Here is a 16,617-nt window from a genome sequence, read left to right as displayed (position 1 = left end):
GCTGTGCTGCAGGCGCTCACCGGCATCCCACCCGAGCAGGTACAAAACGTTCTGGCCGAAAGCGGCCGATTGGCCCAGGACCTCGACGAAGCCGCGAAGCAATACTCGGCGATTCAGCGGTTGATGCAGAGAGTCATCGTAGAACCGCAGTCGGTGCAGGTCATCGTTCAGCCAATGGCCCTGCTTACCAACGATGTAACAGGTCAGGCATCTGCGCACCAACCTACCGTGACGCTAGCCATACCCACGCAGATACGACGCTGCGGGCTGGCGATGCGGCTGCTGGTCACCGGCGTGCAACCGCAGCGTCGGGCGCCCGATGCGCGCTTGATCGCGCTGCAGGCCAAGGCGCAACGCTGGTTGGAGCAACTCACCTCGGGGCGGACCAAGAGCATCGCCGACATTGCAGAGGCGGAAGGCATTACTTGCTCTTTTGCGACGCGAGTCATCTACAGGGCCTTCCTGGCACCTGACATTGTGCAGGCCATGTTGGACGGCGCCCAACCGCCAAGCCTGACCTCGGATACGCTCAAACGGAGCACCCCCTTGCCCATCGATTGGGCCACCCAGCGCAAGTTACTGGGGTTCGCTCCGGCTTGATGAGCACGATATTCGAGCCCAAAACCACCTATCGGTACCGCCGTACTGTCACGCTGAGAATGGCGGCCTCAAACCCCTAAAAACTCGGGTCAACGGTACCGCCGAGAATGCGTAAACGACAAAGCCCCGCCAGTGGCGGGGCTTTGTGCGAACCAGGCTCCGTTTGACCGGGGCGCTGGACTTGCTGGCGGAGAGGGTGGGATTCGAACCCACGGTACCGTCGCCGGTACGCCTGATTTCGAGTCAGGTACATTCGACCACTCTGCCACCTCTCCGGTAACTGGGTCGCTGAATCGCGAAACCGCGACTATAACAGAATTTTTCTGCCCGGATCAAGAGGGGCGACGCAACTCCATCAAACTGCCGGTTTCAGCACTTCCTGGCCACCCAAGTAAGGGCGCAACGCCGCCGGCACGGTGACCGAACCGTCCGCGTTCTGGTAGTTCTCCAGCACGGCTACCAGCGTGCGCCCCACCGCCAAGCCCGAACCGTTGAGCGTGTGCACCAGCTCCGGCTTGCCTTGCGCGTTGCGGAAGCGCGCTTGCATGCGGCGCGCCTGGAAGTCGCCCATGTTCGAGCACGAGCTGATCTCGCGGTACGTATTCTGCGCGGGGATCCACACCTCGATGTCGTACGTCTTGGTGCTGCCAAAGCCCATGTCGCCCGTGCACAGCACGACGGTGCGGAACGGCAGTTCCAGCTTGCGCAGGATGTTTTCTGCGCAGTGGGTCATGGCGTCCAACGCGTCGGCCGAGGTTTCGGGCTGCACGACCTGCACCATTTCAACCTTGTCGAACTGGTGTTGGCGGATCATGCCGCGCGTGTCCTTGCCGTACGAGCCGGCTTCAGATCGGAAACACGGCGAATGCGCGGCGAACATCATCGGCAGCGCATCAGCGGCGACGATCTCATCGCGCACCAGGTTCGTGAGCGGCACTTCTGCGGTCGGGATCAGGTAGAAGTTTTCAACGCGTTCGCCCTGCTCGCCATCGGCACCTTCAGCGCCGTGCCCCATCTTGCGCGGCACGCGGAACAGGTCTTCCTCAAACTTCGGCAATTGGCCAGTACCACGCATCGACGCAGCATTGACGATATACGGCACATACGCTTCGGTATAACCGTGCTCAAGCGTGTGCGTGTCGAGCATGAACTGCGCGAGCGCACGATGCAGGCGTGCCACCTGCCCCTTGAGCACGGTAAAGCGCGCGCCCGACAGCTTGGCACCCGCGTCAAAATCCAGCCCGAGTGCGGCACCCAGATCCACGTGATCCTTGACCGGAAAATCAAACACGCGCGGCGTGCCTTCGCGGCGCACTTCCACGTTCTGGGTTTCATCCTTGCCGGCCGGCACGCTTTCGTGTGGCAGGTTCGGAATCGACAGCATCAGGTCCTGCACCTTGCCCTGCACCAGGTCGAGTTGCGCGGCGGATGCTTTGAGCTCGTCACCGATGCCTGACACCTCGGCCATCACGGCCGATGCATCCTCGCCCTTGCCCTTGAGCATGCCGATCTGCTTGGACAGGCTGTTGCGGCGCGCCTGCAGTTCTTCGGTGCGGGTCTGGATGGCCTTGCGTTCCGCTTCGAGCGCGGCAAAGCCGGCCACGTCGAGCACGTAACCCCGATCTTTGAGGCGCGCGGCGACGGCGTCGATGTCTTTGCGCAGCAGTTGGATATCAAGCATGGTGGGAAAAAACCGTGGATTGCGAACGATCTGAATGATCCGAATGTTCGGAAGGGCCGATTTTATCGCACCGGCCCGTGGGTTTTATTTGTTGCGGGCGGATTTGTCCTGCTCGGCATGCCACTGTGCATCCAGCTCGCGCAGGTGCCGCAGTTTCTCGCCGATCTTGCCCTCCAGGCCGCGCGGCGTCGGCACGTACCAGTTCTGTGCAGGCAGATCGTCGGGCAAGTAGGTTTCGCCAGCGGCGTAAGCCTCGGGCTCGTCATGCGCGTAGCGGTACGCGTGGCCATAGCCGAGTTCCTTCATCAGCTTGGTCGGCGCGTTGCGCAGGTGTACGGGCACGTTGCGCGACTTGTCCTGACTGACGAACGCGCGCGCTGCGTTGTAGGCGTTGTAGCCGGCGTTGGACTTGGGCGCGATGGCCAGGTAGATCAGCGCCTGGGCCAGCGCCAGCTCCCCTTCCGGCGAGCCGAGGCGCTCGTACGTTTCAGCGGCATCCAACGTGATGCGCCCCGCGCGGGGATCGGCCAGTCCGATGTCTTCCCACGCCATGCGAACGATGCGGCGTGCGAGGTAACGTGGGTCGGCACCGCCATCGAGCATGCGGCAGAACCAGTACAGCGCGCCGTCCGGATCGGAGCCGCGCACGGATTTATGCAGCGCACTGATCTGGTCATAGAAGGCATCGCCACCCTTGTCGAAGCGACGCAGGTTTTCAGACAGTGCAGATGCGAGCAGTGCCTCGTCAACGATAGGAACGGCATCGCCCTCGGCCTGCGCGCGTGCGGCCCGCGTGACGATCTCCACATTATTGAGCAGTTTGCGGCCATCGCCATCGGCAGAAGCGACGATGGCGTCGAGTGCGGCGGGCGTCCATTCCAAGCCGCCCAGCTCCTGGCGCGCGCGTTCGGCCAACTGCTTGAGCTCGTCGTCCGACAGGCTCTTGAGCACATACACCGCTGCACGCGAGAGCAATGCGCCATTCACCTCGAAGGACGGGTTCTCGGTCGTCGCGCCAATGAAGGTGAACAGCCCGCTTTCCACGTGCGGCAGGAAAGCGTCCTGCTGGCTCTTGTTGAAGCGATGCACCTCATCGACGAACACCAGGGTGCGACGTCCGTTGGCGCGGTATTGCTCGGCGCGCTCGACCGCCTCGCGGATGTCCTTCACGCCGGAGAGCACAGCGGAGAGCGCGATGAACTCTGCGTCGAACGCGTTGGCCATCAACCGCGCCAGCGTCGTCTTGCCCACGCCGGGCGGGCCCCAGAGGATCATCGAATGCGGCTCGCCGGAGGCGAAGGCCACGCGCAGCGGCTTGCCCGCCCCCAGCAGATGCTGCTGACCGATCACATCGTCGGCGGAATGCGGGCGGAGGCGCTCGGCCAGCGGCATGTGGGCCGGCGCATCCGGAAAGAGAGAAGCAGAAGCGTTCATGCGGGGGATTGTCGCAGAAACGGGGCGCAGCCCCGGCGCGCCCTCCCGCGACGCGCGCTCAATTCGACGCGCGCTGCACCAGCCCCATGAAGGCCTTGGCCGGCAACGGCCCATGGCACGACTGTGCGCCATTGGGCGAGCGCAGCAGCAGCCATACGTTCTCGCTGGCCGGCGGCTGGATCACGAACGGCTGACGCGCTGATGCTTCCGGCAGACGCGGATCGGCAGGCGCCTGGATTGGCACGACTTGCCCTGCGTGGCCCTTTACCAGCGCGCCACATTCGGCGCCCGGCAGTTCAGTCGCGTGCAGAAAGTCCTTGTTGACCAAGGCTTCGGCCAGCACGGTATCCGGCGCGGTGAGGAAGGAATCGACGTCAAAACGGGACGCGCCCGTAGAGGCACATCCCGCAAACACAACCGTCGCTGACGTTACGACGGCAACAGCGGCCGCACGTTGCAGCGATGTGGTGAACGGCAAAGGCATGGTCGGTCTCCTTGTCGAAAACCGGCCCGCACGCGTCATTGCTTGATTACGTCGGCCCCTTTGGGCGGCGTAAAGCGGAACACGCTGGCCGGCAGTGGTGGATTCTTCTGGATGTTCGAGAACGTCAGCAGGGTAGTGTTCCCAAAGGCGTCGCGCAGCTCCATCCCCTGCAGCTCGCCACCGCGAAAGCCGATGGCGATGCGCTCGAACTGGGTGTCCTTCGCCTTGGGCTTGAGTTCGGCCCAGTCGATGCCGTCCTTCGTACCGCCTTCCTTGAGCGTGAAGTTCTTGGCCAAGTCGTTGCTGCCGAACAGGATGGCTGCCGGGCTTGAGCCCAGCGACGCATCAAGCTTGCGTTCCGTGATCTGGTTCAGATCTTTGTCGAAGATGTAGAGCATCTGGCCGTCGGCCGAGAGCTGCTGTTCGTACGGCTTCACATAGCGCCAGACGAAGCGGCCCGGGCGCGAGAAGACGAAATCGCCGCTGGACGTGCCGGCCACGTGCAGCGGGCTGCCATTGGTGCCGCCCTTCACTTGCCGCTGCACGAACTCGCCGCGCGCGGTGCTGACGTTGCTCACGAAGGCATTGAGCTGGTCGACCGCGCCTGCGTAGGCGCCGGCGGACCACGCCGCCAGCGATACCAGCCCGGCGGCCATCAGGTGACGTGCTTTCAACACAAACATAGGAATCCCGGTTTCAGTTGGTCTTGTTGTTAGTGGCCGGTCACGCCCGAACATTCCGCTGATGCGGTAACGCGATGTAACGGCAAACTGCGCGCAACGTCATTCCTCTTCGACGACGTTACCGTTACGGTTGGGCGCCAGGATTTCGCGGTTGCCGTTGCCGGACATGGCGGACACAAGCCCCGCCTTTTCCATGTCTTCAAGCAGGCGTGCAGCGCGGTTGTAACCGATGCGCAGATGACGCTGCACCAGCGAGATCGACGCACGGCGATTCTTCAGCACCACGTCGACGGCCTGGTCGTACAGCGGATCGGCTTCACCACCGCCAGCGCCGACAAGGCCCGCGCCGCCACCAAAGCCGTCGCCACCGCCCTCGCCATCTGCCACACCGCCCTCGAGAATGCCCTCGATGTAGTTGGGCTCGCCCTGCGATTTGAGGTTGTCCACCACGCGGTGCACTTCTTCGTCGGACACGAAGGCACCGTGCACACGCACCGGCAAACCCGTGCCCGGTGCCAGATACAACATGTCGCCCATGCCCAGCAGCGCTTCGGCGCCCTGCTGGTCGAGGATCGTGCGCGAATCGATCTTGCTGCTGACCTGGAAGGCAATCCGCGTCGGCACGTTGGCCTTGATCAGACCAGTGATCACATCCACGGAAGGACGCTGCGTCGCCAGCACCAGATGAATGCCCGCTGCGCGCGCCTTCTGCGCAATCCGCGCGATCAGCTCTTCAACCTTCTTGCCGACCACCATCATCAGGTCAGCGAGTTCGTCGATCACGACGACGATCATCGGCAGCTTGTCGAGCGGCTCGGGCGCGTCGGGCGTGAGGCTGAACGGATTGGGAATCTTCTCTTCGCGCGCCGCGGCTTCTTCAATCTTCTTGTTGAAGCCCGCCAGATTGCGCACGCCCATCTTGCTCATGAGCTTGTAGCGGCGCTCCATCTCGCCCACGGCCCAGTTCAGCGCGTGGCCGGCCTGGCGCATGTCCGTCACAACTGGGCACAGCAGGTGCGGAATGCCCTCATAGATGCTCAGTTCCAGCATCTTCGGGTCGATCAGGATCAGGCGCACCGCGTCGGCTTTGGCCTTGTAAAGCAGCGACAGGATCATCGCGTTGATCCCGACCGACTTACCCGAGCCCGTAGTACCGGCCACCATGCAGTGCGGCATCTTGGCCAGATCCGCCACCACCGGCTTGCCGGCGATGTCCTTGCCGAGTGCCAGCGTAAGCTGCGAAGCGCTTTCGTTGTAAACCTGCGAGCCGAGAATCTCCGACAGGCGCACAGCCTGACGTTTTGGATTCGGCAGTTCCAGACCCATGAAATTCTTGCCCGGAATCGTCTCCACCACGCGAATCGACACCAGCGACAGCGAGCGCGCCAAGTCTTTGGCCAAGTTCACGATCTGGCTGCCCTTCACGCCCGTGGCAGGCTCAATCTCGTAGCGCGTGATGACCGGGCCTGGATAGGCCGCCACCACCTGCACTTCCACGCCAAAATCTTTAAGTTTCTTCTCGATCAGGCGCGAGGTGAATTCCAGCGTCTCGGCGCTCACGGTTTCCACAACAGGCGGAATCGGATCGAGGAGCGCCAGCGGCGGCAGATCGGAATCGTGGATATCGACAAACAGCGGCTGCTGCTTCTCGCGCTCCACGCGCTCGCTCTTGACCACGGCGGTCGGGCGGACGATCTGCACAGGCGGTGCTTCCTCAATGCGCACGCGGCGAGTTTCGACCACCTCTTCGCGCTCGACCTTGGCCGCCTCGCCAATCGCGCGGTCTTGCTTGCTCTCGCGGCGCGTCTTGAAGCCGACAAAGAGCATCTCAACGCCCGCGCCAATCTGCTCGGCCAGGTTCAGCCAAGAAAAATGGAAAAACAGCGACAGCCCGACCAGGAACGTAAACAGCAACGCCAGCGTGCCGCCGGTAAAGCCCAACGAATGCTGCATCGCCCCGCCAATCACATCGCCCAGCACGCCACCGGGGGCGCGCGGCAGCTTCATGTGCAGCGTGTACATACGGATCGCTTCCAGGCCCATGCTGGAAGCCAGCACCAGCGCAAAGCCGATCCACGTGACGCTGGCGTCCACGCGCGGCATCGCCAAGGTTGCACGATTCGGCGGCACGCGTTCGTCTGACATCAACTCGCGCCAGCCGCGCCAGACCTTGCGCACCAGCAATACAGCCCACCAGTAGGCGGACGCGCCAAAGACGAAAAGCAGCAGATCGGCCAGCCACGCGCCCACGCGGCCACCCAGGTTGCGGATTTCGTCGACCTGGCTGGCGTGGGTAAAACCGGGGTCGGCCCGGTTGTATGACAGAAGGATGATCAGGAAGGCGATAGTCACCGCCAGCAACAGGAACCAGCGGACCTCCCCCAGCAAGCGCCCGATGCGGGACGGCAGTGCGGAGGGATCGGTACGGGTTGTCGGAGTGGTGGAAGCTCGAGCCATGCGGGAGACGGGTGCGCCGCTTGGCAATGGGCCGCGCGGCTTGGGACAGCAGAAATGCGATGCCGACGATTGTAACGCGGCCCTATCACCGCCATTGGAATTTACAACCGGGCGCACGAGGGGGGGCCACTTTATAATGGCGGCCATCACCCTCACCTAGCCTGCACGGCGGCAGTTTCACCCCTCGTGCCGCGCACAACCCGAACGCATCATGGCAAAACACGCAAAAGTGCTGATCCTCGGCTCCGGCCCCGCTGGCTACACCGCCGCCATCTACGCCGCACGGGCCAACCTGAACCCCGTGCTGGTCACCGGCCTGGCCCAGGGCGGCCAGCTCATGACCACCACTGACGTGGAAAACTGGCCCGCTGACAAGGAACACCTGCAAGGCCCTGAACTGATGCAGCGCTTTCTGGAGCACGCCGAGCGCTTCAAGACCGAGGTGCTGTTCGACCACATCCACACCGCGCACCTGAACGAAAAGCCGATCCGCCTGGTGGGCGATTCGGGTGAATACACCTGCGACGCGCTGATCGTCTCCACCGGCGCTTCGGCTCAATACCTGGGGCTGCCGTCGGAAGAGACGTTTGCCGGCCGCGGTGTATCGGCCTGCGCCACCTGTGACGGCTTCTTCTACAAAGGCCAGGAAGTGGCCGTGGTGGGCGGCGGCAATACCGCCGTGGAAGAAGCGCTGTACCTGGCCAACATTGCCAGCAAGGTCACGCTCATCCACCGCCGCGACAAGTTCCGCGCCGAGCCGATCCTGATCGACCGTCTGCATGACCAGGAGAAGAAAGGCAAGATCGAGATCAAGACCAACATGGTCCTCGACGAGATCCTGGGCGATGACTCCGGCGTGACCGGCGCCCGCCTGAAAGGCACGCACGAGAACGAAGGCAAGGTTGAAGAGGTCAAGCTGGCCGGCGTGTTCATCGCCATCGGCCACAAGCCGAACACTGACATCTTCCGCGGCCAGCTCGACATGAACGACACGGGCTACATCCGTACGAAGAGCGGACTGGACGGCATGGCCACCGCCACCAACATCCCGGGCGTGTTCGCCGCCGGTGACGTGCAGGACCACATCTACCGCCAAGCCATTACCAGCGCTGGCACGGGCTGCATGGCCGCGCTCGACGCCCAGCGCTACCTGGAAAGCCTGGAATAAGCGCGACGCCTTTCTTGCCCGCCAAGGCAACGGCCGATGGGACACCATCGGCCGTTTTGCCATGTGCGTCGCGTTCGTATAATCGACGCACGCTCCACGTTGACCTGCCCTTCGCCATGAAACGCGCCCAAACTCCCGCTTCCAAGCTCAGCCTGACCGATCTGGCCGGCCTGCGTGATCAGCTCAAGCACGAGACCGAGGCACGCGAGGCCGAACGCCAGCGCGCCGAAGCCGCCGCACGCAAGGCCGCAGAGGAAGCCAACGTATTCCGCGCCAGCATTGGCGACGTGAGCGCGCTGCGCCAGAACAAGCGTGTCGAGCATCCGCGCAACCCGCCTGCGCCCGACCCCGTGCATTCCCGCGCGGAAGACAAGCGCGTGCTGGACGCCTCGCTGTCGGACGAGTTCGACGTCGACAACCTGCTGGAAACCGACGATACCCTCTCCTACCGCCGCCCCGGCATCGGCGACGACGTGCTCAAGAAGCTGCGCCGCGGCGAGTGGGCCACGCAAGACCAGATCGACCTGCACGGCCTACGCCGCGAAGAAGCGCGCGAGGCGCTGGCCGCCTTCCTGCGCCGCGCCGTGCAGCGTGGCATCCGCTGCGTGCGCGTCATCCACGGCAAGGGGCTGGGCTCGCCCGACAAGACGCCGGTGCTCAAAGGCAAGGTGCGCTCGTGGCTGGTGCAGAAGGAAGAAGTGATCGCCTTTGTCGAGCCACGCAACACGGCCGGCGGCGCGGGCGCGGTGCTGGTGCTGCTGCGCCAGCCGCATGGCGCCTGACCCGCAATCCGCTCACCCCTTAACGACAAGAACAACACGCACATGCACGTGACTCGCCTGCAGTTGGTGATGCACTGGGTGGAGATCCTCGCGGTCTTCTCGTTTGCCATCTCGGGGCTGGCGGAGGCCAAACGGCGCCGGCTCGATGCCGTGGGCGCGTTCATCGTCGCGTTTCTCACCGCGTTTGGCGGCGGCACGCTGCGCGATCTGCTGCTCGATCGGCGGCCGTTCTACTGGATCGAGCACGAGCAATACCTGCTCGCGCTGTTCGTGATGAGCCTGTTTGCCAACTGGGTGATCCGGCTGGTGAGCCAACTGGTATCCGACCGTCTGCTGATCGTGACAGACGCCATCGGCCTGGGCCTGTTTGGCGTGCTGGGCACGCAACTGGCGCTCGATGCGGGCATGCCGGTCTTCGTGTCGGTGATGATGGGCGTGATCACGGCGGCCTTTGGCGGCCTGCTGCGCGATGTGGTCTGCAATGAGGTGCCCATGCTGCTGCGGGACAATCACCCGTATGCGACATGCGCCTTCCTCGGGTGTTTCCTCTATGTGGGGCTGACGTTCACGGATCTGCTGCCCAGCGTGTCCGTGGTGATCGCCACGCTTGCGATCGTGATCGGGCGGCTGGTGACACTACGCTGGAACATCACTTTGCCGCGTTGATCAGCGTTGATCGGCCAGCGCGGGCGCGCCGGCCGGGATGCAACGGCCGCTTAGACCGCCGCTTCGTCCTTCTCGCCGGTGCGGATGCGGATCACCTGCTCCACCGGCATCACGAAGATTTTGCCGTCGCCGATCTTGCCCGTCTTGGCGGCCTTGACGATGGTGTCGATCACGTTCTCGACCTGGCTGTCGGCCACCACCACCTCGATCTTGATCTTCGGCAGGAAGTCGACCACGTATTCAGCGCCGCGATACAGCTCGGTATGGCCCTTCTGGCGGCCAAAGCCCTTGACCTCGGTGACGGTCAGGCCGGTCACCCCCACGTCGGCGAGCGACTCGCGCACTTCGTCCAGTTTGAAGGGCTTGATGATGGCGGTGATCTGTTTCATGGGTGTCTCGCTGATTAGTTGGTGAGGTATTCAAGCGTCCAATAATACTGGAGCCGGTTAATGCGCACATCCTGGGCGATGCCAGCCACCGTCTGCAGCAGGGTCGGATCGTCGGGGAAGTTCTTCAGCACATCATGCTCGCTGCCGTCGCGCAAGGCACGCCGCTGCCACGTGTTGCCATGTTCGTCGTGGTAGGCGACAGGCGTGCTGGAGCCAAACACATAGTGATTATCAAACCACAGCACACGTACGCCTGGCCCCAGCGCGCGGTGCAGCCCTTCAACGTGCTGGCGCAGGTGCTGCTGCGGCACGTGCGACCACCAGCAGCCCGCTGTCATCACATCGAATGTGCCGGGCGCAAACGGCAGCGCATCGTTGTCGGCCCGCACGAACGCTGCGCCGGCAATGCCCTTGCCGCGTGCAATGCACAGCACCGCGTCGTTGTAGTCTGCGCCGACGATGCTGCGTGCGTCCGTCATCGCCTCGGTCCAAAAACCAGTGCCGCAGGCCAGGTCCAGCACCCGCGCGCTGCGTGTAAGGTCTCGCACGCGTGCCTTCAGCCACGCCAAATCGCCCTGCCGTTCCGGTTTCGCATAGATGCGTTCGTATTCGGGGGCGCGTTTGGCGTAGTAGTCGAGCATGGCGATGGGCGCTCTCGGCTTATTCCTTGAAGCGCGACGTGATCGGATACCGCCAATCGCGTCCGAACGCACGCTGCGTCACGCGCACGCCCACCGGGGCCTGGCGTCGCTTGTACTCATTGATCTTGATGAGGCGCACGATCTTTTGCACGTCGGCCTCGGCAAACCCGGCGGCAATGATGTCGCTCACGCGCTGGTTCTGCTCCATGTAGCGCTGCACGATGGCATCGAGCGCATCGTATTCGGGCAGGCTGTCCTGGTCGGTCTGGTTCTCGCGCAGTTCGGCCGACGGCGCGCGCGTCAGGATGCGCTCCGGAATCACCTCCGACAGCGTATTGCGATAACGGCACAGCCGGTAGACCAGCGTCTTGAAGATGTCCTTGATGACGGCAAAGCCGCCCGCCATGTCGCCGTACAACGTGCAGTAGCCGACTGCCATCTCGCTCTTGTTGCCGGTGGTCAGCACAATGCGGCCGCTCTTGTTGGACAGCGCCATCAGCAGCGTGCCGCGAATGCGCGCCTGGATGTTCTCCTCGGTGGCATCTTCCGGCAAGTTGCGGAATTCCTCCGCCAGCGCGCCCCTGAACGCATCGAACATCGGCGCGATAGGGATTTCGTCGTACTGCACGCCCAGGCGGGCAGCCATGTCGCGGGCGTCAACCCACGAGATATCGGCCGTATAGCGCGAGGGCATCATCACCGCGCGCACGCGATCGGCGCCGAGCGCATCGACGGCAATCGCCAGCACCAGCGCGGAATCCACACCGCCCGACAGGCCGATGATGGCGCCCGGGAAACCATTCTTGCCGAGGTAATCGCGCACGCCGAGCTTGAGCGCCTCGTACACCTGCGCTTCGAGCGAGGCCTCGGGCACGATCGTGCCAGGCAGCGCCAGACCGCCGTCGAACCGCACATAGCCGACACCTTCAGCAAACTGCGCCATCCGCACGACGACCTGGCCCTGTGCATCGAGCACGAACGAGCCGCCGTCGAACACAAGTTCGTCCTGGCCGCCGACCAGATTCACGTACACATGCGGCAAGCCCGATTCCTTCACTCGCGCACCAATGATTCGCTCGCGCAGATCTTCCTTGTCGAGGTGGTACGGCGAGGCATTGGGAATGAGCACCACCTGCGCGCCGGCCGCCTTGGCATAGGCCGTGGCCGTGGCATACCACGCGTCTTCGCAGATGATGATGCCGAAGCGCGTGCCGTCCACCTCGAACACGAAGGGCTCGGTGCCGGGCTGGAAGTAGCGTTTCTCGTCGAAGACTTCGTTATTGGGCAGTTCGAGCTTGTTGTAGCGGCCGACCACGCGGCCGTCTACGGCCACGGTGGCGCTGTTGGCAGGCTTGGGCAACACGCCAGGCGCCGGGGCTTCCAGCGAAACTTGCGGGTGCCCGATCAGCACGTGCAAACCCGGGAAGGCCGCCAACTCGGCGATGAGCGCGTCGAGCGCGCGGGTGCTGGCGTCAATGAAGGCCGGGCGCAGCAGCAGGTCTTCGGGCGGATAACCCGTGAGCGACAGTTCCGGCGTGAGGAGAATGCGCGCACCGGCCTGGTGCGCTTCGCGCGCAGCGGCGACGATGCGGGCAGCATTGCCGGCGAAATCGCCGACGGTGCAGTTGATCTGGGCGAGAGCGACAGAGACGGTCATGGGGGCAATGTGGATTGCAAGCGCGGCACGCGAAGCTGGAATTAGAATCGGCAGCATGACCTCTCGCCCTCTTGTTCCCGAGCCTCCAGTGCGCACTGGTTCGCGACACGAATTGACCAATTATCGCACGCGACTTGTGACCGATCTGCGCGACATCGGCCGCGATGCGTGGGATGCTCTGCTCGCCCTTCAGCCCGAGGCAACGCCTTTTCTGCGCTTCGATTTCCTGCATGCCCTGCATGAGAGCGGCAGCGCATCGCCCGACACCGGCTGGTCACCGCAATACCTGACGCTGTGGGAAGACGGTGCCGATGGCGACGTGCTTGTCGCGGCAACTCCGCTGTACGTGAAGGGCCATTCCTACGGCGAATACGTCTTCGACTGGGCGTGGGCCAATGCGTATGCCCAGCATGGGCTGGAGTACTACCCGAAATGGCTGTCAGCGGTGCCTTTTACGCCGGTGCAGGGCGCGCGGCTGCTGGCGCGGGATGCGGTTGCACGCGCGGCGCTGGTCGACACGCTGCTGGCCGTTGCGCAGCAGAGCGGGTTGTCGTCATTGCATGTGCTCTTTCCCACCGCCGACGAGGCCGAGCAACTGCGCGCCGCCGGCATGCTGCTGCGGCAAGGGGTGCAGTTCCATTGGTGCAATCCGGGCTTTGCGGGCTTCGACGATTTTCTGGCCGCGCTGGAACAGAAGAAGCGCAAGAACATCCGCGCCGAGCGCCGCCGCGTGCACGACGCCGGCATCACCTTCCGTCATGTGCCAGGCGCAGCCGCTAACGATGCCGACTGGCGCTTCTTCCACCGCTGCTACCGCACCACCTATCGCGAGCATCACTCGTCGCCATATCTGAACCTGGAGTTCTTCCGCCAGATCGGCCAGACAATGCCGGAGAACCTGCTGCTGGTGATCGCCTCGCGCGACGGCAACGACATCGCCAGCGCGCTGCTGGTGATCGACCCGCGGCCCGAGGCTTCCGTCATGTACGGCCGTTACTGGGGCGCGGTCGAGCATCACCCATGCCTGCATTTCGAGACGGCGTATTACCAGCCACTGGCGTATTGCATCGAACATGGCATCCGCACTTTCGAGGGCGGCGCCCAAGGCGAGCACAAAATGGCGCGCGGCTTCGAGCCCGTGACGACACTGTCGGCGCACTGGCTGGCACATCCGGCCTTTGCCGATGCGGTGGGCAGGTTTCTCGACCGCGAAACGGCCGGCATGGAAGCGTATCTGGACGAACTGACAGACCGCTCGCCGTTCAGGCAGCGGCTGGAATCGGACTAGCGGCAGGAAACAGCAGAAAACAGCAGAAGCAGCAAAGGCAGCGTCCGCACGAACGGCGGACGCGAAGATCAAGCTTATTGTGCGGCAGACTTCTGCTGGGCGATCACACAGTGTGCTGCGTTTGAATCAACGGCCATGGAGGCCGATGCGGCAGCACGCTCGCCAGCGTGGGCTGCATCCGGCGGCCCCACCAGCAACGCCCACACGGTAAATGCGGCCATGGCCACGGCGGAAAGCACGGGAACGACAACGGTCTTGTTCAACATCGCAGTACCAAGGGTTGGAGTCAAACTTGAGGGGGAGTCTAGAGGCGCCGTTTCCGGTGGGCAAATGAGCGTTTCTTAAATCTCTGTGTAGCAGAACTACCGAGCGGTAAGCATGCACAATCTGCGAATCCTATCAGAAAACGCATACATAACCATTGCCAGCCGCAGATGGCGATCTGACGGGCATCAGCGAATCTCAGTGCATTGCGCTGATTGCCGCATCACGAAGAAAAAATCCCGGCGCTCCACCCAGAGGCCGGGATTTGTCAGACACGCCGTACAGCGAAATCCTGAAATACCTTACTTCCTATAGTTGGCAACGCCGTCGGCGATTTCCTTGTGGGCTTCTTCAATGCCGCCCCAGCCCTCGACCTTGACCCACTTGCCGGCTTCCAGCGCCTTGTAGTGCTCGAAGAAGTGCTTGATCTGGTCCAGCAGGTTCTGGCCGATGTCCGACAGATCGGTCATGTGGGCCGTGGCCGGGCTCAGCTTGTTGACAGGCACGGCAACCAGCTTGGCGTCCACGCCGGATTCGTCCGTCATCTTGAGCATGCCCAGGGCACGGCAGCGCACCACGCAGCCGTGGATGAGCGGGAACGGGGTGACGACCAGCACGTCCACCGGGTCACCGTCGCCCGACAGCGTCTGCGGGATGAAACCGTAATTGGCCGGATAGCGCATGCCGGTGCCAACGAAGCGGTCCACGAACAGCATGCCGGTTTCCTTGTCGGCTTCGTACTTGACCGGGTCGCTTTGCGCCGGAATCTCGATGATGACGTTGAAGTCGTTGGGAATGTCCTTGCCCGGGGAGACGTTGTTAAAGCTCATGGAAATGCTCCGGAATGCGCGAAAACGACGCAAATGGTTGAAAAGAAGCGTGAAAACTGTCGGCGGGCATTATAGCTCCGACACCCGGCAGCCCCGGCCCACCCGTGCGAAAATCGCGCGTTGCCGATCTTTTGCAGGAACCCCGCATGCATGCCCAGCACTTCATCGCCAACCGTCTGATGTCACCCGATTCCGGGATGCGCATCAAGGTGTTCGACCCGTCTGACGGCCAGCCCTTTGCCGAGATCGCGCGCGGCAATGCCACCGACATCAGCGTGGCCGTGCATGCCGCGCGGCGTGCCTTTGAGGGCGTCTGGGGCCAGCTCAGCCCGGCCGAGCGTGGCCGGCTGCTCATGCGCGTGGCCCTGCGTCTGGCCGATCACGAAGAAGAACTCGCCCGCCTGGAAGCCCGCGACACCGGCAAGCCGATACGCCAAGCGCGCGCCGATGCCCGCGCCATCGCCCGCTACTTCGAGTTCTACGCCGGCGCGGCCGACAAACTGCATGGGCAGACCATCCCCTATCCGGCGGATACCACTGTGCTGACCGTGCGCGAGCCGCATGGCGTGACGGCGCACATCATCCCCTGGAACTACCCGATGCAGATCTTCGGGCGCAGCGTCGGCGCCGCATTGGCCGCAGGCAACGCGTGCGTGGTCAAGCCGGCAGAAGACGCCTGCCTGTCGGTCCTGCGCGTAGCCGAGCTGGCCGCCGAGGCCGGCCTGCCCGATGGCGCACTCAACATCGTGACCGGCTACGGCCACGAGGCAGGCGCGGCACTGGTGGCACATCCGGGCATCAACCATGTGTCATTCACGGGATCGCCGGAAACAGGCAAGGTCATTGTGCGGGCGGCGGCGGAAAACCACGTGCCCGTCACGCTGGAACTGGGCGGCAAATCTCCACAGATCGTGTTTGCCGATGCCGATCTGGAGGCAGCCATTCCCGCCGTGGTGAACGGCATCATTCAGAATGCCGGGCAGACGTGCTCGGCCGGCAGCCGCGTGCTGATCGAGCGCAGCGTGTACGAGGCGATGCTGGACCGGTTGGCCACGGTGTTCGAATCGATCAAGGTGGGCCCGTCGTCGCTGGACCTGGATTGCGGGCCCCTGATCAACCCCAAGCAACAACAGCGCGTGTGGGATTTCGTGTCTGACGCCCAGCACGCCAATATCCCGGTGATGGCGCAAGGCCAGGTGGTGCCCGAAGCGCCCGAGACGGGCTACTACCAGGCGCCAATGCTGCTGCGCGACGTGCCGCACACGCACCGCCTGGCACAACAAGAGGTGTTCGGCCCGCTGCTGGCGGCCATGCCGTTCGACACGGAGGCCGAGGCGCTGGCGCTGGCCAACGGCACGCCGTACGGCTTGGTGGCCGGTGTGTGGACGCATGACGGCGGCCGACAGATGCGCCTGGCGCGCAAACTCAAGGCCGGCCAGGTCTTCGTCAACAACTACGGCGCAGGCGGCGGCGTAGAGTTGCCCTTCGGCGGCACGGGCCAATCGGGCCACGGGCGCGAGAAGGGCTTTGAAGCGCTGTACGGCTTCACCACGCTCAAGACCATCGCTATCCGTCACGGCTAAAACAACCCAC

16 protein-coding genes and 1 tRNA gene are annotated in these 16,617 nt (G+C 63.7%); 6 read left to right on the top strand and 11 right to left on the bottom strand.

The features are described from left to right. The coding region (locus tag PSUB009319_RS22870; protein WP_221620962.1) for a hypothetical protein at nt 1-600 on the top strand (600 nt) is incomplete at its 5' end. 185 nt (nt 601-785) lie between these two features. On the opposite strand, the gene PSUB009319_RS09320 is transcribed toward PSUB009319_RS22870, so the two are convergent. The 6 genes from PSUB009319_RS09320 to PSUB009319_RS09295 all read right to left on the bottom strand — a co-directional run bounded on the left by PSUB009319_RS09320 (nt 786) and on the right by PSUB009319_RS09295 (nt 7,339). Next, nucleotides 786-875 (bottom strand) — tRNA-Ser (locus PSUB009319_RS09320). Between the two features lie 80 nt (nt 876-955). Next, a complete protein-coding gene (gene serS / locus PSUB009319_RS09315) occupies nt 956-2,281 on the bottom strand; it encodes a serine--tRNA ligase (RefSeq protein ID WP_124381931.1) in 1,326 nt (441 codons plus the stop codon). 84 nt (nt 2,282-2,365) lie between these two features. Next, a complete protein-coding gene (locus PSUB009319_RS09310; protein ID WP_124381952.1) occupies nt 2,366-3,673 on the bottom strand; it encodes a replication-associated recombination protein A in 1,308 nt (435 codons plus the stop codon). A 100-nt stretch (nt 3,674-3,773) separates the two neighbouring features. Next, nucleotides 3,774-4,199: a hypothetical protein gene (locus PSUB009319_RS09305; RefSeq protein WP_124381930.1), complete on the bottom strand. Its 426-nt coding sequence runs from the start codon at nt 4,197-4,199 to the stop codon at nt 3,774-3,776. Nucleotides 4,200-4,234: 35 nt separating this feature from the next. Continuing rightward, nucleotides 4,235-4,882 carry an outer membrane lipoprotein chaperone LolA gene (lolA, locus tag PSUB009319_RS09300; RefSeq protein WP_124381929.1) on the bottom strand — a complete coding sequence of 216 codons (648 nt, stop codon included), beginning with the start codon at nt 4,880-4,882 and terminating at the stop codon, nt 4,235-4,237. Between the two features lie 99 nt (nt 4,883-4,981). Continuing rightward, on the bottom strand, nt 4,982-7,339 hold the full coding sequence (locus PSUB009319_RS09295) for a DNA translocase FtsK (RefSeq protein WP_124381928.1): 2,358 nt from the start codon (nt 7,337-7,339) through the stop codon (nt 4,982-4,984). 211 nt (nt 7,340-7,550) lie between these two features. Between PSUB009319_RS09295 and trxB the strand changes: the two genes are divergently transcribed. From trxB to PSUB009319_RS09280, 3 genes are all read left to right on the top strand, one after another. Further along, nucleotides 7,551-8,507, top strand: coding sequence for a thioredoxin-disulfide reductase (gene trxB / locus PSUB009319_RS09290; RefSeq protein ID WP_124381927.1), 957 nt, complete (start codon nt 7,551-7,553; stop codon nt 8,505-8,507). Nucleotides 8,508-8,623: 116 nt separating this feature from the next. Continuing rightward, nucleotides 8,624-9,289 carry a Smr/MutS family protein gene (locus PSUB009319_RS09285; protein WP_124381926.1) on the top strand — a complete coding sequence of 222 codons (666 nt, stop codon included), beginning with the start codon at nt 8,624-8,626 and terminating at the stop codon, nt 9,287-9,289. A 42-nt stretch (nt 9,290-9,331) separates the two neighbouring features. Further along, nucleotides 9,332-9,955: a trimeric intracellular cation channel family protein gene (locus PSUB009319_RS09280; protein WP_124381925.1), complete on the top strand. Its 624-nt coding sequence runs from the start codon at nt 9,332-9,334 to the stop codon at nt 9,953-9,955. A gap of 50 nt (nt 9,956-10,005) precedes the next feature. Here PSUB009319_RS09280 and glnK read toward each other — a convergent pair whose 3' ends face one another. The 3 genes from glnK to PSUB009319_RS09265 are packed head-to-tail and all read right to left on the bottom strand — an operon-like array spanning nt 10,006 to nt 12,642. After that, a complete protein-coding gene (gene glnK / locus PSUB009319_RS09275) occupies nt 10,006-10,344 on the bottom strand; it encodes a P-II family nitrogen regulator (RefSeq protein ID WP_045787417.1) in 339 nt (112 codons plus the stop codon). A 14-nt stretch (nt 10,345-10,358) separates the two neighbouring features. Further along, nucleotides 10,359-10,985 carry a class I SAM-dependent methyltransferase gene (locus tag PSUB009319_RS09270; RefSeq protein ID WP_124381924.1) on the bottom strand — a complete coding sequence of 209 codons (627 nt, stop codon included), beginning with the start codon at nt 10,983-10,985 and terminating at the stop codon, nt 10,359-10,361. 19 nt (nt 10,986-11,004) lie between these two features. Further along, complete coding sequence (locus PSUB009319_RS09265) at nt 11,005-12,642, bottom strand: NAD+ synthase (RefSeq protein ID WP_124381923.1); 1,638 nt, start codon at nt 12,640-12,642, stop codon at nt 11,005-11,007. Between the two features lie 55 nt (nt 12,643-12,697). On the opposite strand from PSUB009319_RS09265, the gene PSUB009319_RS09260 reads away from it, so the two are divergent. Further along, nucleotides 12,698-13,930: a GNAT family N-acetyltransferase gene (locus tag PSUB009319_RS09260; RefSeq protein ID WP_124381922.1), complete on the top strand. Its 1,233-nt coding sequence runs from the start codon at nt 12,698-12,700 to the stop codon at nt 13,928-13,930. Between the two features lie 74 nt (nt 13,931-14,004). Here the strand turns inward: PSUB009319_RS09260 and PSUB009319_RS09255 are convergent, their stop codons facing one another. Further along, nucleotides 14,005-14,196, bottom strand: coding sequence for a hypothetical protein (locus PSUB009319_RS09255; protein ID WP_124381921.1), 192 nt, complete (start codon nt 14,194-14,196; stop codon nt 14,005-14,007). Nucleotides 14,197-14,496: 300 nt separating this feature from the next. Further along, the gene (gene ppa, locus PSUB009319_RS09250) at nt 14,497-15,024 is read right to left on the bottom strand and encodes an inorganic diphosphatase (protein ID WP_124381920.1); all 528 of its coding nucleotides are present in this window, start codon (nt 15,022-15,024) and stop codon (nt 14,497-14,499) included. Between the two features lie 146 nt (nt 15,025-15,170). Between ppa and PSUB009319_RS09245 the strand changes: the two genes are divergently transcribed. Continuing rightward, the gene (locus PSUB009319_RS09245) at nt 15,171-16,607 is read left to right on the top strand and encodes an aldehyde dehydrogenase family protein (protein WP_124381919.1); all 1,437 of its coding nucleotides are present in this window, start codon (nt 15,171-15,173) and stop codon (nt 16,605-16,607) included. The last annotated feature ends 10 nt before the right edge of the window (nt 16,608-16,617 follow it).

Source organism: Ralstonia sp. SET104 (assembly GCF_003851545.1).
Lineage (GTDB): Bacteria > Pseudomonadota > Gammaproteobacteria > Burkholderiales > Burkholderiaceae > Ralstonia.
Note: the sequence above shows the minus strand (reverse complement) of the source record. Positions and strands in the feature narration are given on the sequence as shown.